This is a genomic window from Bifidobacterium sp. N5G01 (assembly GCF_002742425.1).
In the GTDB taxonomy this organism is placed as follows: Bacteria; Actinomycetota; Actinomycetes; order Actinomycetales; family Bifidobacteriaceae; genus Bifidobacterium; species Bifidobacterium hominis.
In genome coordinates, this window is record NZ_NJNP01000002.1 from 253,779 (window position 1) to 275,289 (window position 21,511).

Genomic DNA, 21,511 nt, shown 5'->3' on the forward strand with positions numbered 1-21,511 from the left:
TGGTTTCAACACTTTGAACCATCACCACACCTCCTTATCCGACACACATGAACACCTCAGGCCCGAGACTCTTTCCCACTTTACCCCACAGGTCACCATAAATCCCCACGTAAATGGAAAAAATCAGCAAATAAAAGTACGTTTCTCCCCACAATGAACAAACTCCGTCGAAATTCACTCATCATCCTGCCTTAGAAACATCGCTTTTCGTTTGACAATAATGTTTTCGTAGAAGCCTCGGGGTACATTGGAGTGCCTAAGTTTTGTGAGGAAGGGATTGTAGATGTCGAGTTATTCCGCCCAGTTGCGTGAAGAACAACAGGCCGTCAGCCGCGCGTATGGACGCTTGGACGACCTACGGGCTCAAGCTCGCGCCCGTCTCGACACCGTGCGGGCAGCGGGCTCGCACGGTTCGCCCACGCAACGCACCGAACGCGACTCCTTCGCCACCATGTACGAGGACCGTCTCACCCAGTTGCGTGCGGTCGAGGACCGTCTGGTGTTCGGCAGGCTCGATGATGTTCACGGCACGCACCGGTACATCGGTCGTATCGGATTGTCCGACGAGCACCATGAGCCGATCCTCACCGATTGGCGAGCCGACGCGGCACGCCCGTTCTATGAGGCGACGCCTTCGCACCATGGCGATATCGTAATGCGTCGCCATATCACGCTGAGTTTCCGTGAAGTGGTCGGTGTCGAAGATGAGGTGCTCGATGTGCATTCCGACCAAGTAGGTCAAGCGTCCTCTGACGGCACGCTAACCGGTGAAGGCGCGCTGCTTGCATCATTGAACGCCAAACGCACCGGCAAGATGACCGACATCGTGGCCACCATCCAAGCCGAACAGGACCGTATCATCCGCGCAGACCTCAATCAGGCCGTGGTGGTACAGGGCGGTCCGGGTACCGGCAAAACCGCCGTTGCCCTGCATCGCGCCGCATATCTGCTCTACACGCATCGAAGAATGCTCGAACGTTCCGGCGTGCTGGTGGTTGGCCCGAGCTCCACGTTCCTGCATTACATCGACCAGGTGCTTCCCTCCCTTGGTGAGACCGGAGTGGTCAGCCGCACCATCGCCGATCTCATTCCCGGCGTAATCGCGACAGCGCATGACAATCCGTTCGCAGCAAAACTCAAGGGCGACCGACGCATGGCCAAGGCCATCGCCAACGCCGTCGCAGCAAGGGAACGCATTCCTTCGCAATTGCCGTCGATTCGTATCAACGGATTCACTGTGCCCATCGTGCGCACGGATATTGAACAGGCCATCACCGATGCCAAACGCACGCGACAGCAGCACAACAAAGCACGCGAAACCTTCGTGCACAGCATGCTGATCGCCATGCGCAACCGTTATGTGGACAAACTTGATTACGAACCGGAACAAGCCGAGTTGACGGATGTGATGCAGCAGCTGCGCATGAACGACGCACTGCGTAAGACGTTGAATCTCGCCTGGCTGCCGATGACCGGCGAATGGCTGGTCGACCAATTGTTCTGCAAGCCGCAGCAGCTTCGCCGTTTCGCACCTTGGCTTGAGGAACGAGACATCGAAGCGCTGACGCGCCCGAAGGGATCGCCGTTCACAGTCAGCGACGTTCCCTTGTTGGATGAGGCCATGGAGCTGCTTGGCCCCGACCCGAAGGCGGTCGCCCGTCAAAAGGCGTTGGACGCCAAACGCGCCGAAGAAGAGCAATTCGCACAAGACACGTTGGCACAGGCTGGCATCGGGTCCGGCATCGTTACCTCGCAAATGCTGGTGGACAATATCAATGGTATGGACGCCGAACTCACCGCGCAGCGAGCCGCCTCGGACCGCGAATGGACGTATGGCCATATCGTCGTCGATGAGGCTCAGGAGCTCACCGCCATGGATTGGCGTATGCTCATCCGCCGTTGCCCATCGCGTTCGTTTACCATTGTGGGCGACGTAGCGCAAACGTCCGCGTTAGGCGGCACTCGTTCGTGGCGACGCATGATGGATCCTCTATTCGGCCCCCGCAATTGGCAGCTCAACGAATTGACGATCAACTACCGTAATCCAAAGGAAGTGTCGCAACTCGCCTGCGATTTCGCGGCCGCCGAAGGTTTGTACATCTCCACCGTCAATGCGGTTCGCGGCGTGCCTGATTCGGTCAAGCGTCTCACCTTGGCCGATGAAAGTCTGATTTTCGACGCCGTGGCGCAGCAGACCGTCGATCTGGTTCGTTCGTACATATCCGCCGACGGCACTGGACGTGTGGCCATCATTGCGCCTGATGATATGGTCAAGTCACTGCGTAGGCGCGTGTACGAACAGTTGCGTGAAACATTGCCGACAAAGGAATTCGACCGTCTTGATGCGCAAAGCTCCTGGGATGAGCAGGTGACCGTCTGCTCCACCCAAATGGTAAAGGGACTGGAGTATGACGCGGTGATGGTGGTACAGCCGGGAATCATCGAGGAGAACGCTCCTTCGCGCATTGTGGCAGCCGCCGATCTGTATGTCGCCATGACCAGACCGACGCAACGCCTGCTTATAGTCCGGACAAATGCTGACGAAAAACTGCTCAAGCTATAAGGTAGGAATCATGCCTAAAGCATTGTTACTTGAAAACATTCATCCCGACGCGGCGCAGTCGCTGCGTGACCACGGCTTCGAAGTCGAGTGCCTCAAGGGCGCTCTCAACGAAGACGAACTCATCGACGCTCTGGAGGGCGTTGACCTCCTGGGTATCCGATCCAAAACCAGCGTGACCCGCAAGGTCATCGATGCCCGTCCGACGCTCACCGCGGTCGGATGCTTCTGCATAGGCACCAATCAGGTCGATCTTGACTATGCGGGCAAGCATGGCATCGCCGTGTTCAATGCCCCATATTCGAACACCCGTTCCGTGGTGGAACTGGTCATCGGCGATATCATCTGCCTGATGCGCCGCATTCCCGCGCACACCCATCACATGAAGCATGGCATGTGGGATAAGTCCGCTTCCGGCTCCCATGAAGTGCGAGGCAAGACGCTCGGCATCATCGGCTACGGCAATATCGGTTCCCAGCTTTCCGTTATCGCCGAGGCGCTTGGCATGCGTGTGGTGTTCTACGACATCGAAGAGAAGCTTGCCATGGGCAATGCTCACCGTTGCTCCACACTGAACGAGTTGCTTGAGCAGTCCGATGTGGTCACCTTGCATGTCGATGGCCGCAAGTCCAATACCGGTTTCTTCGGTGAGGACCAGTTCTCCCATATGAAGCAGGATTCGATTTTCATCAATCTGTCCCGCGGTTTCGTGGCGGATTTGGACGCGTTGAAGAAGCACTTGGATTCCGGTCATATTTCAGGCGCTGCGGTGGATGTGTTCCCTGTCGAGCCGAAGAAAAGCGGCGATGAATTCCTGACGAGCCTTTCGGATGAAGACAATATGATTCTGACCCCGCATATTGGCGGCTCCACGCTTGAAGCGCAGAAATCCATCGGCCAGTTCGTTTCACAGCGTCTTGAGGATTATTGGTTCAAAGGTTCCACGATGTTGTCGGTTGATCTTCCGCAGATCACCTTGTCCGATATCCGTTCGAACTTCCGTATCGCGCATCTTCATGCGAATCTGCCTGGCGTCCTCGCCAAGGTGAACCACGTGCTTGGCGAAGAGAACATCAATATCGCAGCCCAGGCGCTTGGCACCGAAGGTGAAATCGGCTATGTGGTCACTGATGTGGCGCAGCGCCCGAGCCAGAAGGCTTTGGACGAGCTTGCAGCCATTGAAGGCACGATTCGTATGCGTGTAATCAGCTGACGGTCTGCAATACGACATACGTCAATACGGCATAAATGCATTGTGGGGGTTCCAGCCTAAGCGGCTGGAACCCCCACAATGCATAAATCGTCATGTCATGCCGTAATCGCCCAACTTCTGCGTCACTTAGTCCATCCTTAACGAGACAACGCATTGCCACACGTTTCGATAGCGACTATCAAACTACTTCAGCGCGTCAGCTTTCAGCTCATTGATAGCGTTCTGAAAATCCCCAAGATTCTCAAAGTTCTGATACACACTGGCGAAACGCATGTAAGCAACCTCGTCAAGATCACGCAACGGTTTCAAAATGGCTTTGCCGACCTCATCAGACTTGACCTGGGCAAGACCTCGAGCACGAAGGTCCTCTTCAACCTGCTGCCCGAGCGCCTTCAAATCGTCTTCCTTGATCGGGCGACCCTGGCATGCTTTTCGAACGCCGGAAATCACCTTGTTCCTATCGAACTGTTCGACGTTGCCGGAACGCTTCACCACCAACAGCATGGTGGTCTCCAGCGTAGTGAAACGCTTGGAACATTTCGGGCACTCTCGCCTACGGCGAATGGAGTGGCCGTCATCGCTGATGCGGGTATCGACCACCTTGGTATCTGGATTCTGACAAAAAGGGCAATGCATGATGTCAAGAATAGCCTGAGCCATTGAACTAGGACAATCCCACGTGAGTTACACCTCGTCAGGAACGATAAGCCTTTGCCCACTCTTAACGAAACAGAATCCAGATTATTCAAGCGCGACAGCTCGTTTACCGCACACGAATCATCACGCCGCCCCTTCTCAAACAGCTGTTCTATCGAACGCACGTTCTGCACATAGCACATATGTTCGATAATTGCAAACACACCTCGAACAGATGTTTGATTTTCTCAGCGTTTCACGTTATGCTTATCTGAGACTGAAAGGAGCCCACCGTGAGCACCGTCCCATTCACACCCAAAAAGGATGCTGCGCATCCGGACGAGAGCACGCTGACCGATCGTCAGCGCAAGGTGCTTGGCGCCATCAAAAAGCATCTGGCTGAACAAGGTTTCGCCCCTTCGTTCCGCGAAATAGGCGAAGCTGCAGGGCTGAAAAGTCCGTCATCCGTCAAACACCAGCTGCAGGTACTTGACGAAAAGGGTTTTATTCGCATGAATGCGAACAAGGGCAGGGCGATTGAAGTCGTAAGCTTTGACGATGAATCCTCGTCAGGCAAGGTGGCACAGGTCATTCCATTTCCAAGCCAATCAAATTCCAGCGGTTCCATCATGGCCTCACGAGATGTTCCTTTGGTGGGGCGCATCGCCGCGGGAGTGCCCATCACCGCCGAACAGCATGTGGATGATGTGATGCGATTGCCCGAACGACTCACCGGTACCGGAAATCTGTTCATGCTTGAGGTGCACGGCGATTCCATGATCGACGCGGCCATTTGCGACGGCGATTTTGTGGTGGTACGCGAGCAAAACACCGCGGAGAACGGGGATATTGTGGCAGCACTGCTCGACGACGAGGCCACGGTGAAGACGTTCCGCAAGGATCATGGTCATGTCTGGCTCATTCCGCACAATCCCGCTTACTCCCCCATTGATGGCACGCATGCTGAGATCATGGGCAAGGTGGTCACCGTGCTCCGCAAAATCTGAGGCATAAGGATCACCTTGTCCTTTACGCAACCGCGCTCTTGGATGTGAGTCAAACGTTTGATTTTCATGTCCAAGAGCGCGGTTTTTCATGACACAGCAGGCTTCCCGTTGGTCAAGAATGCATTTCGGATTTGCTCGCCGAACTGTATCCCTCCGGTTCAAGCTGGAAGGTAGTGTGTGGCACCGACACGGGGAAATGTTCACGTAGGCAATCCTGTAGTTGGGCGAGTATTTCCGCGGCCTCCTTCATGGTGAGGTCTCGTTCGACCACGACATGTGCCATGAGGATCGGCATGCCGGTGGATACGGTGCTGGCGTGAAGGTCGTGCACGGCGATAACATGTGGCACTTGTTCCAAATGCGTCCTTACTTCGTCAAGGTCAAGTCCGTTGGGTGTTTCTTCCAAGAGCACGCGAACCGCGGTGCGCAGGAGTTTGATGGCGCGTGGAATCATCATGAGCGCGATGATGCCGCCTGCAACCGCGTCAAAGCCGGACCAGCCGGTGCAGATGAGTACGATTGCCGATACGATTACGGCTACGGATCCCAAGGCATCGTTCATGACTTCGAGGAACGCCGCTTTCATGTTCATGTTATCTTCGCTTTGCGATGCGAGGATGAAGATTGATCCGATGTTGGCAGCGAGGCCGAGTATGCCCATGAAGAGCAACAGTCGCACGTCGTTTATTTCGTCAGCAGACCCTCCGAAGAGTCTCATGCCTGCTTCCACGAGCGCGTAGATGCCGACGATGAGGAGTATGAGGGCTCCGACTGCCGCGGTGAGCACTTCGAGCCGTGCCCATCCCCAAGTGCGTTTGTTGCTGGGTTTGCGTCGCATCAGCATTGCGGTGACGGTTGATGCGATGAGTACGGACATGTCGGTGAGCATATGGCCTGCATCCACGAGCAGTGCCAATGATCCGGTGATGATTGCGCTGGCGACTTCCGCTATGAATACCGTCGAGGTGAGCCCCAGTGACATCATGAGTCGTTTTTGATGTTCCGCTCCTGCGTTCGCTGTTGTTCCGTGCGAGTGGTCGTGTGCCATGTATGGAATCCTTCAACCTAATTGATTGAGGAACTTATTGAAATTGTTTCTCAATACCATTTTCATTGCTTGTAAAACGCAAGAAACCCCAGCCAAAGGCTGGGGTTTCCGTTATTTCTGCTTGCAGTCTAGCGACTCATCATCCGTCTGTCAATACCCAAGTCAAACAAAAAACGTGGCAACGTGTGCGACGGCAAGGCGCATATGACGAAGACATACAAAAGTACGTCAAAATCCATGTAACGCAGCTGGCACTCCGTTACCGCGTTTTCTATCAGAAGCCGAATTGGGCGGCAGTTTCCTTCAGCGTCTCTGCAGAGCGCTTAAGGGCTGCGAGCTCGCGGTCAGACACCGGGGTGTTGATGGCGGTGTTGACGCCGGAGCGGTTGAGGAGGGTCGGCACGGACATGCAGACATCGGAGATGCCGTGGAAGTCGTGGAGCATGGAGCTCACCGGCAGGATACGGTTGGAATCGCGCATGACGGCTTCGATGATGTCGACGCCGGACATGCCGATGGCGTAGTTGGTTGCGCCCTTGCCGTTGATGATCTTGTAGGCGGCGTTCTTGACGTCCTGGTGGATCTGCTCACGGACTTCGGCGTCGAGCGGGGCGTGGCCCGGCAGCGGAGTCCAGTCGCACATCGGAACGCCACCGATGGTGGCGGAGGCCCACAGCGGCACTTCGGAGTCGCCGTGTTCGCCGGCGATGTAGGCATGCACGTTCTTGACGTTGACGCCGGTCTGCTGGGCGATCAGGAAGCGCAAGCGTGCGGAGTCCAGGTTGGTGCCGGAGCCGAAGACCTGGTTTGCCGGCAGGCCGGAGATCTTCTGGGCAACATGGGTTGCGATGTCGACCGGGTTGGTGATGAGCATGTAGATGGCGTTCGGAGCAACCTTCACGAGGCCTGGAATGATGGCCTTGAGGATGTTGATGGTGGCACCGACCAGTTCAAGGCGGGACTGGCCCGGCTTCTGACGCGGACCTGCGGTGATGACGATCATATCGGCATCGCGGCAGATTTCCGGATCGTCGGCGCCTGCGATGGACACGGTCGGGAAGAAGCTGGAGCCGTGCTGCATGTCGAGCACTTCGGCTTCGACGCGCTCCTTGGCAATGTCTTCGAGCACGATCTCACGTGCGACGCCACGCTGAGCGGCAGCGAAAGCGAGAGTGGAGCCGACTGCGCCGGCACCGATGATAGCGAGCTTTGTGGGCTTGATTGGTGAATCCACCATGTGCTTACCTCTCTTATAAGAAAAGAATGTCCCGCTAGTAGCAGGTTTTCTCTTAGAACTTCATCTTTACTCTATCCATACAGCATGACGTTTTGACATGCCGTAACACGACTTGCAAGCACTGAAAAAGTGATTTGCCTCACAAAGTATGTGAACGCTCACAAACGCTGTGTCCGTTGCGTTGCACTGTTTCGCAAGGTTTTCAGTCGATTGACTGTTCCACGATTTGCGCAGCCAAATGATCGTCCACTTCCGCTGCGAGCATCATGCCGTCGTCACGGTATTCGACGTTGATCACTTTGCCGTATTCACGTACGCGCGACACCAATGAACCGGCAGTGTATGGCAGCAACGCCTCGACATGCACATTCGGCATCGGCAGCATGGACTCCACCTGCATACGCAGCTCATCGACACCTTCGCCGGAAAACGCCGACACGATGTACGCTTCCGGCATCAACGCCTCGATACGCTCGCGTGCAGCCTCATCCATACGGTCGGCCTTGTTGAACACGATGATCGTGGGAATGGTTTCAACGCCATCGATGTCGGCAAGCACATCGTCGACCGCATCGATTTGCGAGAATGGATCCGGATGCGACCCGTCCACCACATGCACAATCAGATCGGCTTCGGCGACCTCCTCCAACGTGGACTTGAACGCTTCAATCAGCTGCGTAGGCAGGCGACGCACGAACCCGACAGTATCGACGTACGCATATTGACGTCCATCTTTGGCGCGCGCCCTGCGCACTGCGGTGTCCAGTGTGGCGAACAACGCATTCTCCACCAGTTCCGCGGAACCGGTCAGCCGATTTGTCAACGACGATTTGCCCGCATTCGTATATCCCACCACGGCAACGGTCGGCAATCCGAAACGACGGCGAGCGCCACGTTTGACGTCACGCGCGGGAGCCATCTGTTCGATCTGTTTGCGGAGTTTGGCGATTCGACTGCGAATCACGCGGCGGTCCATTTCGATTTTCGTTTCGCCTGGTCCTCGCGAGCCGATGCCTGCGTCGCCTGCGGCTCGGCCGCCTGCCTGTCGCGACAGTGATCCACCCCAGCCTCGCAGTCGTGGCAGCATGTACTGGAGTTGCGCCAGTTCCACTTGGGCTTTGCCTTCGCGTGAGGTTGCGTGTTGGGCGAAAATGTCAAGGATCACGGCGGTGCGGTCGACGACTTTTACTTTGGTGGCGTCTTCCAAGGCGCGGCGTTGACTTGGCGGCAGGTCATCGTCCACAACGATGGTGTCGGCTTCCTCTTGCGCCACGATTCCGGCGAGTTCGCGGGCTTTGCCGGAGCCAACGTATGTAGCTGCGTCCGGCTTGATACGATGCTGCAGCAGGCCGTCGCATACCACGGCGCCGGCGGTTTCGGCAAGCGCGGCAAGTTCTCGCAATGATTCTTCGGCCTGTGCCTGTGTGGTTTCACGGCTTGACCATACGCCGACGAGCACGACGCGTTCAAGGCGGACTTTTCGGTATTCAACTTCGGTGACGTCTTGCATTTCGCCGAGTCCGGACACATGCTTCAACGCATTGCGGGATTCTCGTTCCTGCCATTGTTCGTCATGGGATTCGTTGAAATGGTTTTCGCCGTTGGTATCAAGCAGCACTTCGGACTGGTCTGCGAGCACGCCTGACACGTCGTTGGCACTCATGCTATGCTCGATGTCGTTTTCTTGGCTCAATGGCACCTCTCACGGTTAAACTATGGTGTCTTTATTATCATCATTCTCTAGAGACATGGGTATCGGGCATTCGCCACGTGGATGAGCGTGGCTTGCGTGATACCGGAGGCGAGCGTTTGCAAGGAGTGGGTATGGCACAGGCCGAACAGTATTTCGCGGCTGATCCGCAGTCGAAGGATGTACGTAAGAGGCTGCATGTTGTGTTGCGAGGCAACGAGGCCGATGTTGAGGTTTCCAATGGCGTGTTTTCCGGCAATCGCGTGGATTTGGGAACGTCCGTGCTGCTTCGTCAGGCTCCGGAGCCTCCTGAGGAGGGTACGTTCCTTGATCTGGGTTGCGGTTGGGGTCCGATTGCGTTGACACTTGGTTTTGCTTCGCCGAAGGCTGATATTTGGGCGTTGGACGTGAATGAACGCGCGTTGGATCTGACGCGTCGCAATGCCGAGCTCAATGGTGTGGGGAACATTCGTGCGGTCACCGCCGATGAGATTCCTTCGGATGTGACGTTTGACTTGATTTGGTCGAATCCGCCGATTCGTGTCGGCAAGGATGTGCTGCATAAGCTGCTGATGACATGGCTGCCGCGTCTGAATGCGGGTGGTGCCGCCTATTTGGTGGTGCAGAAGAATCTGGGGTCGGATTCGTTGATTCCGTGGCTTGCCACGCAGCTTGGCGATGGTTATGAGGTAAGTAAATACGCGAGTTCGAAGGGCTTCCGCGTTATCGAGGTTATGAAGGCATGAAATTCGAATATCCTTCCCAACTGCCGGTTTCTGCTGCGCGCGGCGATATTGCCGAGGCGGTGAAGTCGAGCCAGGTGGTGATTGTTTCCGGTCAGACTGGTTCCGGTAAGACCACGCAGCTGCCGAAGATTCTGTTGGAATTGGGTCGCGGATCGCATGGCAGGCAGATCGTGCACACGCAGCCGCGTAGGCTGGCCGCGCGTACCGTAGCCGAACGTATCGCCGCGGAGATGGGCGTGCGTCTGGGTGACGAGGTCGGCTATCAGGTGCGTTTCACCGATGAAAGTTCGCCGAAGACTCGTCTTCGTGTGGTGACGGACGGTATTCTGCTGGCGCAGATTCAACGTGATCCGAAGCTGATGCAATACGATACGATCGTTATTGACGAAGCGCATGAACGTAGTCTCAATATTGATTTTCTTCTTGGATATTTGACTGCACTGTTGCCGAAACGTCGTGATCTGAAATTGGTGATCACGTCGGCGACGATTGATTCGGTGAAGTTCCAAGAGCATTTCGAACATGCTTTGCATACGAAAGTACCGGTTATCGAGGTTTCTGGGCGCACCTACCCCGTGCAGGTCGTGTATGAGCCGTTGGGTACCGCTCCCGCGTTGATGCGTTCCGTGCCTGGTTTTGAAACTGGCGCGATGCCGGGCGATGCTGACTATGAAGCATTGTCTGCCGCCCCCGATGCGAAGGATTCTCGCGAGCCGAATGTTGATATGCCGACGGCTGTGGCACGCGCCTGTGCCGAATTGGTGATTCATTCGAGTCATGACCGTGGACCGCGCGATATTCTCGTGTTCGCTTCCGGCGAGCGCGATATTCATGATTTTGAGAATGCGTTGCGTCATCATTATGGCCCGCGTGCTGTTGATATGCGTCGTCCTGATGCGATTGAGATTGTGCCCTTGTTCGCACGATTGTCTGCCAAGGAGCAGCATCGTGTGTTTGAGCCGCATGATCATCAGCGTATTGTGATCGCTACGAATGTGGCTGAAACGTCGTTGACGGTACCGGGCATTCGTTATGTGGTTGATCCTGGTACCGCCCGTATTTCGCGTTATTCGAAGAGTGCGAAGGTACAGAGGCTTCCGGTTGAGCCGATCAGTCAGGCGAGTGCGAATCAGCGTTCGGGCCGTTGCGGCCGTATTGCCGATGGTATTGCGATTCGCTTGTATTCTCGTGAGGATTTTGAGACGCGTCCGGAGTTCACGGAGCCTGAGATTCTGCGCACGTCGTTGGGTGCGGTTGTGTTGCATATGCTATCGGTGGGTGTGGCTCGTACCGCGCAGGATGTTACGGATTTCGGCTTTATCGATCCGCCTGATATGAAGGCGGTGTCTGATGGTTTCAATGAGTTGACCGAATTGAAGGCTGTGGCGCGTAAGCATGGCGAGGTTGTGCTGACGCACACGGGCCGTATGCTCGCGCGCATTCCGATCGACGTGCGTTTGGGCCGTATGGTTATCGAGGCTGCAAAGTCGACTACGCCGAACACGTTGGCCGCGGTGCTGGTGGTGGTAGCGTTTCTGAGTTTGCAGGATCCTCGCGAGCGCCCGGATGAGAATCGTGAGGAGGCCGACCGTATTCATAACCGGTATGCCGATTCGTCCAGTGATTTTCTGACCGCGTTGAACTTGTGGGATCGTGTGTTTCAGGCTGACGGTGAGCCCAGTAATTCCGCGCTTCGTAAGATTTGCAAGACTGAATATTTGAGTTGGCTGCGCATTCGTCAGTGGAAGGATCTGGTCACGCAGTTGCGTGAGATGTGCAAGGAATTCAAGTTCAAGGTTGGTGATCCGATTCCGGTTTCACGTCCACCGCTTGAGATTCGTCAGCTTCCGTTGAACCAGCAGGCTGCGCATTCGCTGTGTTGTTCGTGGGATGCGCAGGGTATTCATACGTCGATGCTTTCGGGCTTGTTGTCGATGATGGGCATGCAGATCGTGCGCGAGCCGAAGGCGTCTGATTTCGCTGGTTTGAAGGGTGCCGCCCGTGCACGTGCCATGAAACGTGCGCAGAAGATGGCGAAGAATGATTATCAGGGTGCGCGTGGCACGCATTTCGCGTTGTTCCCGGCTTCCGCGGTTGCCAAGTCGACGCCGCAATGGGTGATGAGCACGGAGTTGGTGGAGACGAGCCGCTTGTGGGCGCGATATTCCGCCGAGATCGATCCGGCTTGGGCTGAACCGTTGGCGGGTTCGTTGACGCGAACCACGTATGCGGATCCGCATTGGTCTGGTTCGCGTGGTTCCGCGGTGGCGAGCGCGAAAGTGCTGTTGTATGGTCTGCCGATCGTGCAGAATCGTACGGTGCAGTGGGGTCGTATCAACCCGCTGGAGGCCCGTGATTTTCTGATTCGTCAGGGTTTGGTCGAAGGAGATATTCAGCAGCGGTTCTCGTATGACGATTTCATTGCGAAGAATCGTGACGTGCTGGAGGATGCCGCAGACGATGCGAGTCGTACACGTCAAATGGCGCAGACAGTCAGCGACGAGGACCTGTTCGATTTCTATAATTCGGTGATTCCCAATACTGTCACGTCGGTTGCCGATCTTGCGAAATGGTGGAAGTCGAAGCATGACGAGCAGCCGGATTTGTTGGATTTTGATCCGGAAAAGGTGGAGCGTCTTGCTGATGCCGAGTCGGTGTCGTTGGCTGACTATCCAGATCATTGGCATACGTTGGGCACGGACGGCTCCCCTATCGATTTGCGGTTGAGTTATGTGTATGACCCGCATGATCCGCATGATGGCGTGACTGTGCATGTGCCGTTGAAGGTGTTGTCTCGTTTGACACCGGAGCAGTTCACGTGGAATGTTCCCGGATTGTTGGATGAGTTGATTGTCGGCATGATCAAGTCGTTGCCGAAGACGCTGCGTGTGCAGTTTGTTCCCGCTCCTGATACGGCTCGTAAGATTCGTGCGTGGATTGATGAGAGATATCCGGATCTGCCTGGTTCTGGTAGCCAGCAGAAACCGAATCTTGCTCCTGCCAATGCGGAGGGTGTGAGCACGTGGCCGGATTTGCCGCATGTGTTTACGCAGGCGGCCATCAGCATTGTCGGCGCGCAGATTCACCCTGAAGTGTTGACTGGTGAATTGTGGAGCAAGCTCACACCGTATTTGCGCGTGACGTTCTCGGTGGAGCAGCAGTTGCCTCCGAGTCGTAAGAGTCAGCATGGCAGGCGGCATGCGCGAGGTCCGGTCAAGGTGCTTGGCACGGGCAAATCGTTGGTGGAGTTGCAGCGCAAGTTTGCGGAGCAGGCCGAGGCTTCCGCACGCCAGATGGTGAAGAAGCAGGCGGAGAATGCCGGAAACCAAGGCAAGCTTGTGGAGCAGGCCAATCTGCTGCATAAGGCTGGTGCCACTACTGAAGCCCGTTCCACCATGCTGTGGCGCGGTGCGCTTGATGTTTTGCGTATGCCCAGCGAACGTATTTCGTCGCGTTGGTTGGGTGCGGAGGCGTTGATGTTGGCGTCCGCACCATATCAGTCCACGAAGGATCTTACTGAGGATCTGCAGTTGGCTGCGGTGAAGCGTTTGCTGCCGAATGTTGATGAATTGCCGGATGATGAGGCGTTGGCGAATGCGGTGCTTGATGTGCGTGAAGTGTTCGAAGATACCGTGTATGCGGTTGCGCATGATGTGATTGCTATTTTGAAGCGGTATGCGGAGGTTGATAAGGCCGTGTCAGGCAAGGCTGATCTGCCGATGTTGAGCGTTTTGCAGTCGATTCGTGAGCATATCGCCACGCTGGTGTATCCGGGATTCATTGGCAAGACCCCTCCGGATGCGTTGGCGTCGATTGAACGGTATCTGCATGCCGACGTGCTTCGTTTGGGTAAGGCGAAGAACGACAAGAATCGTGATGTGCGTTGGGCTTGGGAAGCTGATGAGGCCAAGCAGTTGGCTGACAAGGCCATGGCGAAGGCCGAGCGTGAGCCTGCAGGCCCGCGTCATGAGGCGTTGATGAAGCAGGCGGTCACCGCACGTTGGATGCTTGAGGAATTCTACGTATCACTGTGGGCGCAGGAACTCGGCACGCCGAAGCCGATCAGCCTGCAGCGCATCAAGAAAGCGTTGAGCTAACGCATATCATCTTTCGCATTCCATTGCCGTCGATACTTGCAGTTTTCCAGTATCGACGGCAATGGAACCTAATGAAATCATCCTCAATCGAACCATGGTTAGCGATGTTTAGCGTTGCTTGAAGAAACAGAACAACTGCGTTTCACGTATCGTTATACCGACGAGCACGCTTGATACCATCACTCCAGCGAATATCGCACATGACGTGCGCATCGCCCCCAACCATACGGTCATCACATCGGCACTGCTCATACGAACGCAATACGCGCCCAGCAGCGCGGCCGAAGAGACACACGCCAAACCGCTCCAAATCAACGTTTCCATAGTGATTTCCAGCAATTGCGCACCTTTGGACTGCCCTGAATGCAACGCACCAGCATATTCCAATCTACGATGACGTACGCTGAACGCGCCGAACATCAGCCCCACAGCCAATCCCAGCCACGGCATCCAACGGGTCATACGCTGCCCGTACGAAACCTGCGCATCGTAATGCGAATCGAAACTCTTATTCACCTGCGTCACGCCGGCATTGGATGACGACCCCGACGCGACCAGCGTGGAATATAACAAATCCCCCGTCTGCCCGCTTTGCGGCCACTGTCTGACCCAACATTCGTCGAATGTGCCATTCGACGCGGATACAGGCACAAGGAACGCGTAGGCGAATCGCGTGTCACGACTATCGTTCGGCCAATCAAACACGCCTGCGACGCTCATCGTTCCCTGTTCGGTCTGCATTACGCTGCCTTTGGTGAGACCAAAATCCTCGGCCACGTCGGTAGATACCCACACGCCGGACACATCGGACTTCGTGCTCCCGGCGATCATCCTGATCATGCCGGGCGTCACTTCATACGACGATATATCCTTGCCAGGCGTGGCAAGCGGTACAATCTGTTGACCAGCACGCATCGCACCGGCCAAGGTGCTCATCACACCGCCGCCAGCGTTGGCGAGCCTGTCGCATGCGGCTCCGTCCACCGTTCCCCCGACGATGGCGTTAACGTCGGCATAGGCGTTGATACGTTGTACCGCCTCGGTTTCGAGCCCCACCACATTGACAGCCTCATATCCGCCGAGCAATGTAGACGCAAACAATACCGCTGCGAACATGAGCATCGCATGACTCACTCCCGCGCCAATATTGCGTAACGCTTCGGAAAGTACCGATCGTAATCGCATAATCGTCTACTCGCAGGTGAGATTGTCAAGTCCGCTGCCGATTTCCACATTGGAGATCGAAGCGATGTCTTCGCTGTTGGCTTGCACGAGGCTCACGCCAAGTTCGCCTCCCACGATCGACACTTTCACGGGAGTGTTGCCATGGTTGTTGGATTTGGGCACGATGCAGCCGGTTGAACCGTTGATGCCGAATACCGCGCCGGCGGGAACTCGCAGCACTCGCATCCGTTCGCTCAAGGCCAGAGTGGCGTCCAATCCCGCTTTTTTGGATTCCACATCCACGGATTGGTAGCTGTCGTTCGCTTCGACTTGTTGCAGGAACCCGGCATCCGTGATTTCAGTGGCATGAGCTGGCAATGTTCCCGTAATGCCGAATATCGTCAACGAACGGTCCTGCGCGGATGCAGTGCCGTTTTTGATGGTGAGTTTCGTCAATGATCCGGGGATTTTGCCGATTGCGGTGCCGCCCGTCACCATGGATCCGGCGGTTGCGTTCCACTCGGCAACTGCGACTTCGTGTTCGGGAATCCACAATGTGTCGGCCAATGACAATGATCCGTCCGACGTATTACCGTTGTCGGCCATCAACTGCTTCCACCCGTCCGATGTGGCCCACCCGTAGGTATCCGATCCGGGAACGCTGTTGTAGCCAAGTAAGTTGAGTTCATTATTCAGGGCGAGCACATCGCCGCCGGTGTCTCCGGTCTTCAGACCGCGATACAAGGGGGTTGCGGTGTTCAACGCCACTACCGTGCGATCGTTCACCTGGTAGGCGCCTTTGCCTGAGATCAAGCCGTCGCCGGACCAGTCCGCGGTGACCATGCCACTCGCATTGCCGGAAAGATCACGGTCACTGGAAATGGTGGGCACCACAGTAACCTGCTGCATGCCCGCGTATTCCTGTACGCTGGCGGGAGCCACAGCCTTTTCCCCCGCCGAACTGAGCAATGCCGGAGTGCGGTCAGGCAGCCACAATGCGCAGGATCCGACCGCAATACAAGCTGCCGTGACAGCCGCCAGCAGAGTCCAAGTCACAGCAGTGCACTTCGAACGCTTACCGCCCGTCCTTTGTTTCATTCCGAATCGTCGCGTCATACTCACATATACCCATTCACTCACAGCCAACAAGCACCATCAGCGAACACATCACCATGATTCCCCTGGAATCACTTACCTTCTCACCACAACTGTTCCGTATCGTCGGTCGCATATCCCACGTTGTAGCCGTTCGACACAAGGCAACTGCGCACTTGCAGGTTCTGCATGTCAAACGAAGTGTTGCCATCCGTTCCGGAAAACTCCTTGTTGAACCGGCTTACGGTATAGTCCTTCGGCACGAACGAGTCTCTATGCAAACAATCGACCACGGCTTGCGCTTGATCGGCATACAGATTCGGATTGCCTACGATAATGCCGTACACATCTTGCACATCTGCAACATACTCATCGCCGCATTCCGTGGAATCATCGGAATATCGGGATTCCTGAATGGTCGTTCCCTGTTTGTGTCCAGCTTCGGCATAGAGTCCACTCGGATATTTGATGAGTTTGATTTCCTTATATCCTTTGTCGATCATGCATTGCCGGTAATCGGACCAGGCTTTCTCATAATCCGACGTTGAAATCTCACCCGTACTCTTGACTTTGTCCAATATCGTTTTCTGCGATTCAGCGATATTACCTTGCGATTCCCGCTGTTCAATCCATTCACTCAACGACGCCGCCAACTTCTGTCCGCTGGTTGACCCCTGCTGTGCAGCTCCCGACTGCGCAGCAGAAGACGAAGCTTCAACTTCCTCACCTTTTTGTCCATCTACGATAGACGCGCAAGACATCAATGACAACGTCAAGCCAACTACGCTAATTAGAGGAATAATCCGAAATCGATGCGGCATCTGCCATCAGCCCCACACTCTGGCGCTATCAGTATGATTGCTCGCGCGTGCGGTATGTTCCAGGCCGAACATGCTGCTGGTTGATGAGCCGACCGCCCAGTTGGATACGCGTACATCGCATTCCGTAAGCCATGTGCTCGGCAATCTGGCCGGTCAGGGCATGATCGTGCTGGTAGCAACCCATGATCCGGACACGCGGAACGCATGCGACCGCGTAATCGACCTAGCCGACTACGCTCCGCAAGTCGGCGGATCTACTGCCCAACTCGCCAACATCGCAGTCCCCTAATCGTTTTCCGCAATCTCAACGAATGGCAGATAAAAACTTCTATAACTTTGCCGCTTTCAAAAACCGGTCGTTCAAACCACAACCAAATGCCATCAGGCTTGCTGTTTGGCGTAGAAATCGCGTTCTCGAGCTACGAACGGAAGCAGCAGGGTTGTGGTGCCAACCGCACACAGTAGGAAGATCGCGCCCACAGGGCCAAGCCACATCAATCCCAAATGGGTGTTGACCAGTCCGCCAACCGCGGAGCCGACCGCAATGCCGATATTGAACGACATGGAATTGAGCGACGCGGCCAGATTCAACGATCCCGGATGCGACTGCGAGGCAACATCCATATACAGCACCTGCGAGGCGGAATTCTGCAGATACATGAACATGCCAAGCACCACCAGCAGCAACGCACCATACACAGGCACCCAATGCGCTACGATCAACGATGCCATAAGCACGGCGTGCGCGCAGTAGATCGGACGAATATGCGTCAGCGGTTCCACTCCCCTGCCACGGTCGGCAAGCTTGCCGCCATACAGGTTGCTCCACAGGCAGGCCGCGCCGAAAATCACCAGGCCGACGCTTAAATACTGTTCGGGAACATGCACTTCGTCTCGCATGATCGGCGTCAGATACGTGTAGAACACGTAAGTTGCCGCCGCGCCAAACACCACGTCAAGCACGCCCAGCTGAATACGACGGTCGAAAAACAGGCGGAATTGCGGCAGAAAACCAATCTTCACAATATGGCTGTTGCGCGGCAGCACCATCACCATGAGCACAATAAGCGCCACCGTAAGCACGTTCACCAAATGGAACGCCCAACGCCAGCCGAACGTGTTCGCAACCCACGTGCCAACCGGCACACCCACCACGGATGCGATGGAGAAGCCGGAGAACACCCATGCGATGAACTTCGTGCGGTACTGTTCAGTTGTTACATCGGGCGCGTACGTCATGGCGATAGCCACCAGCGTGCCAGATACCAATGCGATAAGGATTCGCGCCACCACGAGCACGCCATAATTCGGCGCGAACGCGCACAACACGTTGCCAATAAGGAACACCCCAACCAGCGTCAGATGCGTGGCAAAACGCGGAAAACGAGCCGACAACGCCGATCCGAGCGGCGTGACCGGCGCATACACGAACGCGAACAGCGACACAAGATTGCCGACCGTCACCTCCGACACCTTCAAACCGGCCGCGATATCCGGCAGAATGCCAACGACAATGAACTCGCTCATACCCAACATGAAACTCAGCGAGATCAGCACAATCACAGGCAGATTGAAAAACCGTTCCTTCGCCACATCACTCTTAGCCATACTCTTCTCCTCCATGACCCCTCACGCTCCCCACGCCTTGCCAGACTCACATTTTCCTTGAATCTTCTCACGTCAATCGTTTGACGAATCAATCGTCAAACAAACGATAAGCCAAACGCGATACAATGATGCGCGATGACACGCAAAACAACCACCACAGCAAAAAACAACCGCAAACCCAAGAAAAACAACCAGCCAAGCTTCGCCAAACTCCGTAACGTCTGGAAAAAAGCAAACACCAAAAAGCGCATCCTCATAGTCGGCGAAACAACCGTAGCCATTATCGCCGCGCTCGCGTTGATCATTGGATTGGTGCGATTCATCGGTTGGCGTGTGCAAGTGGACGAAGCGGTCGCCTCGCAGGAACAATTGCAGACGAAATACGATTTCAATCCGGGCAACATCATTTCAGATGGTCTGTTCTTTAACGGGAACGCGCTGAGCGAGCAGCAGGTGAACGCCATCATCGAAGAGCAGGGCGCCGCATGCAACGGCGAGAAATGCTTGAAATCCATGACGTTTAGCACCGAATCGCAGCCTGCCAACGAATACTGCGAAGCATATGAGGGAAGGTCGAACGAAAGCGCCGCGGCGATCATCTACAAGTCGGGAAAGGCGTGCGGCATCAGTCAAAAAGTGTTGCTCACCGTGCTGCAAAAGGAACAGCATCTGCTTACCGCCACCGATCCAAGCGACTTCCAATTCAAGTCGGCCATGGGATTAAGCTGCCCGGACGACGCGAACTGTGACCCGGAATATGCAGGTTTCTTCAAACAGGTGTATGGCGCGGCAAAACGCTACCAGTATTACGTGCAACATGAGGATCGCTACGGATACCATGCGGGCACGCTCAACTATATTCAATACAATCCGGACGCCAGCTGCGGTGGCAGCAACGTGTACATCGAAAACAAGGCGACCGCACTGCTGTACATTTACACGCCTTATCAGCCGAATGCAGCCGCATTGGATGCGGGAGTCGGCGAAGGCGACGCCTGTTCGACTTACGGCAATCGTAATTTCGCAATCATCTACAATTCGATGTTCGGCTCTCCTCGAAGCTAATCAGCAATTGTAGATACGTAAATACAAATTTTCAGGCATACGAAAACCCGCTGTGTGATCATTTTCGATCACTACAGCGGGTTTTTGATATGCGATTTTCGATTATGGGAAACCGTTACAGCCTCGGCAAGTACTTCTTCAGTTCGAACGGAGTGACCTGCTTGCGATACTCCTCCCATTCCTGACGCTTGTTGCGCAGGAAGTATTCGAACGCGTGCTCGCCGAGCACGCTGGCCACGAAGTCGGACTTCTCCATAACCTTCAACGCCTCGTCAAGAGACTCCGGCAGCGGCTGGATGCCCATGGCCTGCCGTTCCGCATCAGTAAGCTCCCAGACGTCATCGCTGGTCGGCTCGCCCAACTGCATCTGCTTGTCGATGCCATCGAGCCCCGCGGCCAAAAGCACGGAGTATGCGAGGTACGGATTGGCGACCGGATCGAGCGCACGGAATTCCATGCGGGCGGAATTGCCCTTGCCTGGCTTGTACTGCGGAATACGCAGCAACGCGGAACGGTTGTTGTGTCCCCAGCAGATGTAGCTTGGAGCCTCATTGCCGCCCCACAAGCGCTTGTAGGAGTTGACATACTGGTCGGTGACGGCGCAGATTTCAGCCGCATGGTACAGAATGCCGGCGGCGAACTGGCGTGCGGTGACGGACATGTTGAATTCCTGACCCGCCTCATAGAACGCGTTGGAGTCACCTTCGAACAGGCTTAAATGCGTATGCATGCCGGAGCCCGGAGCGTCGGAAAGCGGTTTCGGCATGAAGCTGGCATGAATGCCGCGCTCCAGCGAAATCTCCTTGACGACGGTGCGGAAGGTCATGATGTTGTCGGCCGTGGTAAGCGCGTCCGCATAACGCAGATCGATCTCGTTCTGGCCTGGACCCGCCTCATGGTGCGAGTATTCCACCGAGATGCCCATCTGTTCGAGCATGTTGACGGTGGCACGGCGGAAGTCCATGCCAGGGCTGCGCGGCACATGATCGAAATAGCCGCCCTCGTCAATCGGAGTCGGCGTCTGGGACCAATCATCCTGCCTTTCGAACAGATAGAATTCGATTTCCGGATGCACGTAGAAGGTGAAGCCCTTTTCCTTGGCTTTCGACAGAGCCTGCTTCAGCACATGCCGCGGATCGCCCAACGACGGCTCGCCATCAGGGGTAAGCACGTCGCAGAACATGCGCGCGGTGCCCTGCGGGCCGCCACGCCACGGCAAAATCTGGAATGTCGACGGATCGGGTTTGACGATCATATCGTCTTCGGACACACGGGTGAGGCCTTCCACCGCGGAACCGTCGAATCCGAGCCCTTCCTCGAACGCAGCTTCCAATTCAGCCGGTGCGATAGCCACGGACTTCAATGTTCCCAACACATCCGTGAACCACAAACGAATGAAGCGCACGTCGCGTTCTTCGACTGTGCGCAAAGCAAACTCTTGCTGTTTATCCATAGTGCCCCATCGTTCCATGCGCATGTTACGAAAGTCGTTAACACGCGCCGCAATACGACGAGACCGTCCAC

Annotated in this window: 15 protein-coding genes and 1 pseudogene; 7 read left to right on the forward strand and 9 right to left on the reverse strand. The window is 55.6% G+C overall.

The window, feature by feature from the left end:
• The first annotated feature begins 283 nt into the window (after positions 1-283).
• Together CE168_RS04730 and serA are read left to right on the forward strand one after the other, a co-directional pair.
• Entirely contained in the window at positions 284-2,563 is a 2,280-nt protein-coding gene (locus CE168_RS04730) for a HelD family protein (RefSeq protein ID WP_099571329.1), read from the forward strand.
• A 10-nt stretch (positions 2,564-2,573) separates the two neighbouring features.
• Entirely contained in the window at positions 2,574-3,773 is a 1,200-nt protein-coding gene (serA, locus tag CE168_RS04735; protein WP_099571330.1) for a phosphoglycerate dehydrogenase, read from the forward strand.
• Between the two features lie 183 nt (positions 3,774-3,956).
• Here the strand turns inward: serA and nrdR are convergent, their stop codons facing one another.
• Positions 3,957-4,409, reverse strand: coding sequence for a transcriptional regulator NrdR (gene nrdR / locus CE168_RS04740; protein ID WP_033500596.1), 453 nt, complete (start codon positions 4,407-4,409; stop codon positions 3,957-3,959).
• Between the two features lie 293 nt (positions 4,410-4,702).
• Here nrdR and lexA point away from each other — a divergent pair, with 293 nt between their 5' ends.
• Entirely contained in the window at positions 4,703-5,416 is a 714-nt protein-coding gene (gene lexA, locus CE168_RS04745; RefSeq protein WP_099571331.1) for a transcriptional repressor LexA, read from the forward strand.
• 112 nt (positions 5,417-5,528) lie between these two features.
• On the opposite strand, the gene CE168_RS04750 is transcribed toward lexA, so the two are convergent.
• The 3 genes from CE168_RS04750 to hflX all read right to left on the reverse strand — a co-directional run bounded on the left by CE168_RS04750 (position 5,529) and on the right by hflX (position 9,364).
• Complete coding sequence (locus CE168_RS04750) at positions 5,529-6,464, reverse strand: cation diffusion facilitator family transporter (RefSeq protein WP_099571332.1); 936 nt, start codon at positions 6,462-6,464, stop codon at positions 5,529-5,531.
• 274 nt (positions 6,465-6,738) lie between these two features.
• The gene (locus CE168_RS04755; RefSeq protein ID WP_099571333.1) at positions 6,739-7,701 is read right to left on the reverse strand and encodes an L-lactate dehydrogenase; all 963 of its coding nucleotides are present in this window, start codon (positions 7,699-7,701) and stop codon (positions 6,739-6,741) included.
• Positions 7,702-7,903: 202 nt separating this feature from the next.
• Positions 7,904-9,364 (reverse strand): GTPase HflX, encoded by a 1,461-nt coding sequence (gene hflX, locus CE168_RS04760; protein WP_099571334.1) that lies wholly within the window; start codon positions 9,362-9,364, stop codon positions 7,904-7,906.
• Between the two features lie 161 nt (positions 9,365-9,525).
• On the opposite strand from hflX, the gene CE168_RS04765 reads away from it, so the two are divergent.
• Positions 9,526-10,137, forward strand: coding sequence for a class I SAM-dependent methyltransferase (locus CE168_RS04765; RefSeq protein ID WP_180753395.1), 612 nt, complete (start codon positions 9,526-9,528; stop codon positions 10,135-10,137).
• A complete protein-coding gene (hrpA, locus tag CE168_RS04770; RefSeq protein WP_099571336.1) occupies positions 10,134-14,234 on the forward strand; it encodes an ATP-dependent RNA helicase HrpA in 4,101 nt (1,366 codons plus the stop codon). The genes CE168_RS04765 and hrpA overlap by 4 nt, the downstream gene beginning before the upstream one ends.
• Positions 14,235-14,342: 108 nt before the next feature.
• On the opposite strand, the gene CE168_RS04775 is transcribed toward hrpA, so the two are convergent.
• From CE168_RS04775 to CE168_RS09010, 3 genes are all read right to left on the reverse strand, one after another.
• The gene (locus CE168_RS04775; RefSeq protein ID WP_099571337.1) at positions 14,343-15,419 is read right to left on the reverse strand and encodes a hypothetical protein; all 1,077 of its coding nucleotides are present in this window, start codon (positions 15,417-15,419) and stop codon (positions 14,343-14,345) included.
• Positions 15,420-15,425: 6 nt separating this feature from the next.
• Positions 15,426-16,454 carry a hypothetical protein gene (locus CE168_RS04780; protein ID WP_236824324.1) on the reverse strand — a complete coding sequence of 343 codons (1,029 nt, stop codon included), beginning with the start codon at positions 16,452-16,454 and terminating at the stop codon, positions 15,426-15,428.
• Positions 16,455-16,597: 143 nt separating this feature from the next.
• Complete coding sequence (locus CE168_RS09010) at positions 16,598-17,254, reverse strand: hypothetical protein (RefSeq protein ID WP_180753703.1); 657 nt, start codon at positions 17,252-17,254, stop codon at positions 16,598-16,600.
• Between the two features lie 97 nt (positions 17,255-17,351).
• Here CE168_RS09010 and CE168_RS04790 point away from each other — a divergent pair.
• A pseudogene (locus CE168_RS04790) lies at positions 17,352-17,603 on the forward strand (ABC transporter ATP-binding protein); the annotation flags it as partial.
• Positions 17,604-17,695: 92 nt separating this feature from the next.
• Here CE168_RS04790 and CE168_RS04795 read toward each other — a convergent pair.
• The gene (locus CE168_RS04795) at positions 17,696-18,922 is read right to left on the reverse strand and encodes an MFS transporter (RefSeq protein WP_099571339.1); all 1,227 of its coding nucleotides are present in this window, start codon (positions 18,920-18,922) and stop codon (positions 17,696-17,698) included.
• Positions 18,923-19,057: 135 nt separating this feature from the next.
• Here CE168_RS04795 and CE168_RS04800 point away from each other — a divergent pair, with 135 nt between their 5' ends.
• Positions 19,058-19,987, forward strand: coding sequence for a hemagglutinin (locus tag CE168_RS04800; protein WP_099571340.1), 930 nt, complete (start codon positions 19,058-19,060; stop codon positions 19,985-19,987).
• Positions 19,988-20,102: 115 nt separating this feature from the next.
• Here CE168_RS04800 and glnA read toward each other — a convergent pair whose 3' ends face one another.
• Positions 20,103-21,440: a type I glutamate--ammonia ligase gene (glnA, locus tag CE168_RS04805; RefSeq protein ID WP_099571341.1), complete on the reverse strand. Its 1,338-nt coding sequence runs from the start codon at positions 21,438-21,440 to the stop codon at positions 20,103-20,105.
• Between the last annotated feature and the right edge of the window lie 71 nt (positions 21,441-21,511).

Excerpts from the sequence above, each read along its gene's own strand:
- CE168_RS04730 (WP_099571329.1), top strand. The coding sequence starts at position 284 with ATGTCGAGTTATTCCGCCCAGTTGCGTGAAGAACAACAGGCCGTCAGC.
- serA (WP_099571330.1), top strand. The coding sequence starts at position 2,574 with ATGCCTAAAGCATTGTTACTTGAAAACATTCATCCCGACGCGGCGCAG.
- CE168_RS04775 (WP_099571337.1), bottom strand. The coding sequence starts at position 15,419 with ATGCGATTACGATCGGTACTTTCCGAAGCGTTACGCAATATTGGCGCG.
- CE168_RS09010 (WP_180753703.1), bottom strand. The coding sequence starts at position 17,254 with ATGTCTTGCGCGTCTATCGTAGATGGACAAAAAGGTGAGGAAGTTGAA.
- CE168_RS04755 (WP_099571333.1), bottom strand. The coding sequence starts at position 7,701 with ATGGTGGATTCACCAATCAAGCCCACAAAGCTCGCTATCATCGGTGCC.
- glnA (WP_099571341.1), bottom strand. The coding sequence starts at position 21,440 with ATGGATAAACAGCAAGAGTTTGCTTTGCGCACAGTCGAAGAACGCGAC.
- CE168_RS04765 (WP_180753395.1), top strand. The coding sequence starts at position 9,526 with ATGGCACAGGCCGAACAGTATTTCGCGGCTGATCCGCAGTCGAAGGAT.
- CE168_RS04795 (WP_099571339.1), bottom strand. The coding sequence starts at position 18,922 with ATGGCTAAGAGTGATGTGGCGAAGGAACGGTTTTTCAATCTGCCTGTG.
- CE168_RS04800 (WP_099571340.1), top strand. The coding sequence starts at position 19,058 with ATGACACGCAAAACAACCACCACAGCAAAAAACAACCGCAAACCCAAG.
- CE168_RS04750 (WP_099571332.1), bottom strand. The coding sequence starts at position 6,464 with ATGGCACACGACCACTCGCACGGAACAACAGCGAACGCAGGAGCGGAA.
- hflX (WP_099571334.1), bottom strand. The coding sequence starts at position 9,364 with ATGAGTGCCAACGACGTGTCAGGCGTGCTCGCAGACCAGTCCGAAGTG.
- hrpA (WP_099571336.1), top strand. The coding sequence starts at position 10,134 with ATGAAATTCGAATATCCTTCCCAACTGCCGGTTTCTGCTGCGCGCGGC.
- nrdR (WP_033500596.1), bottom strand. The coding sequence starts at position 4,409 with ATGCATTGCCCTTTTTGTCAGAATCCAGATACCAAGGTGGTCGATACC.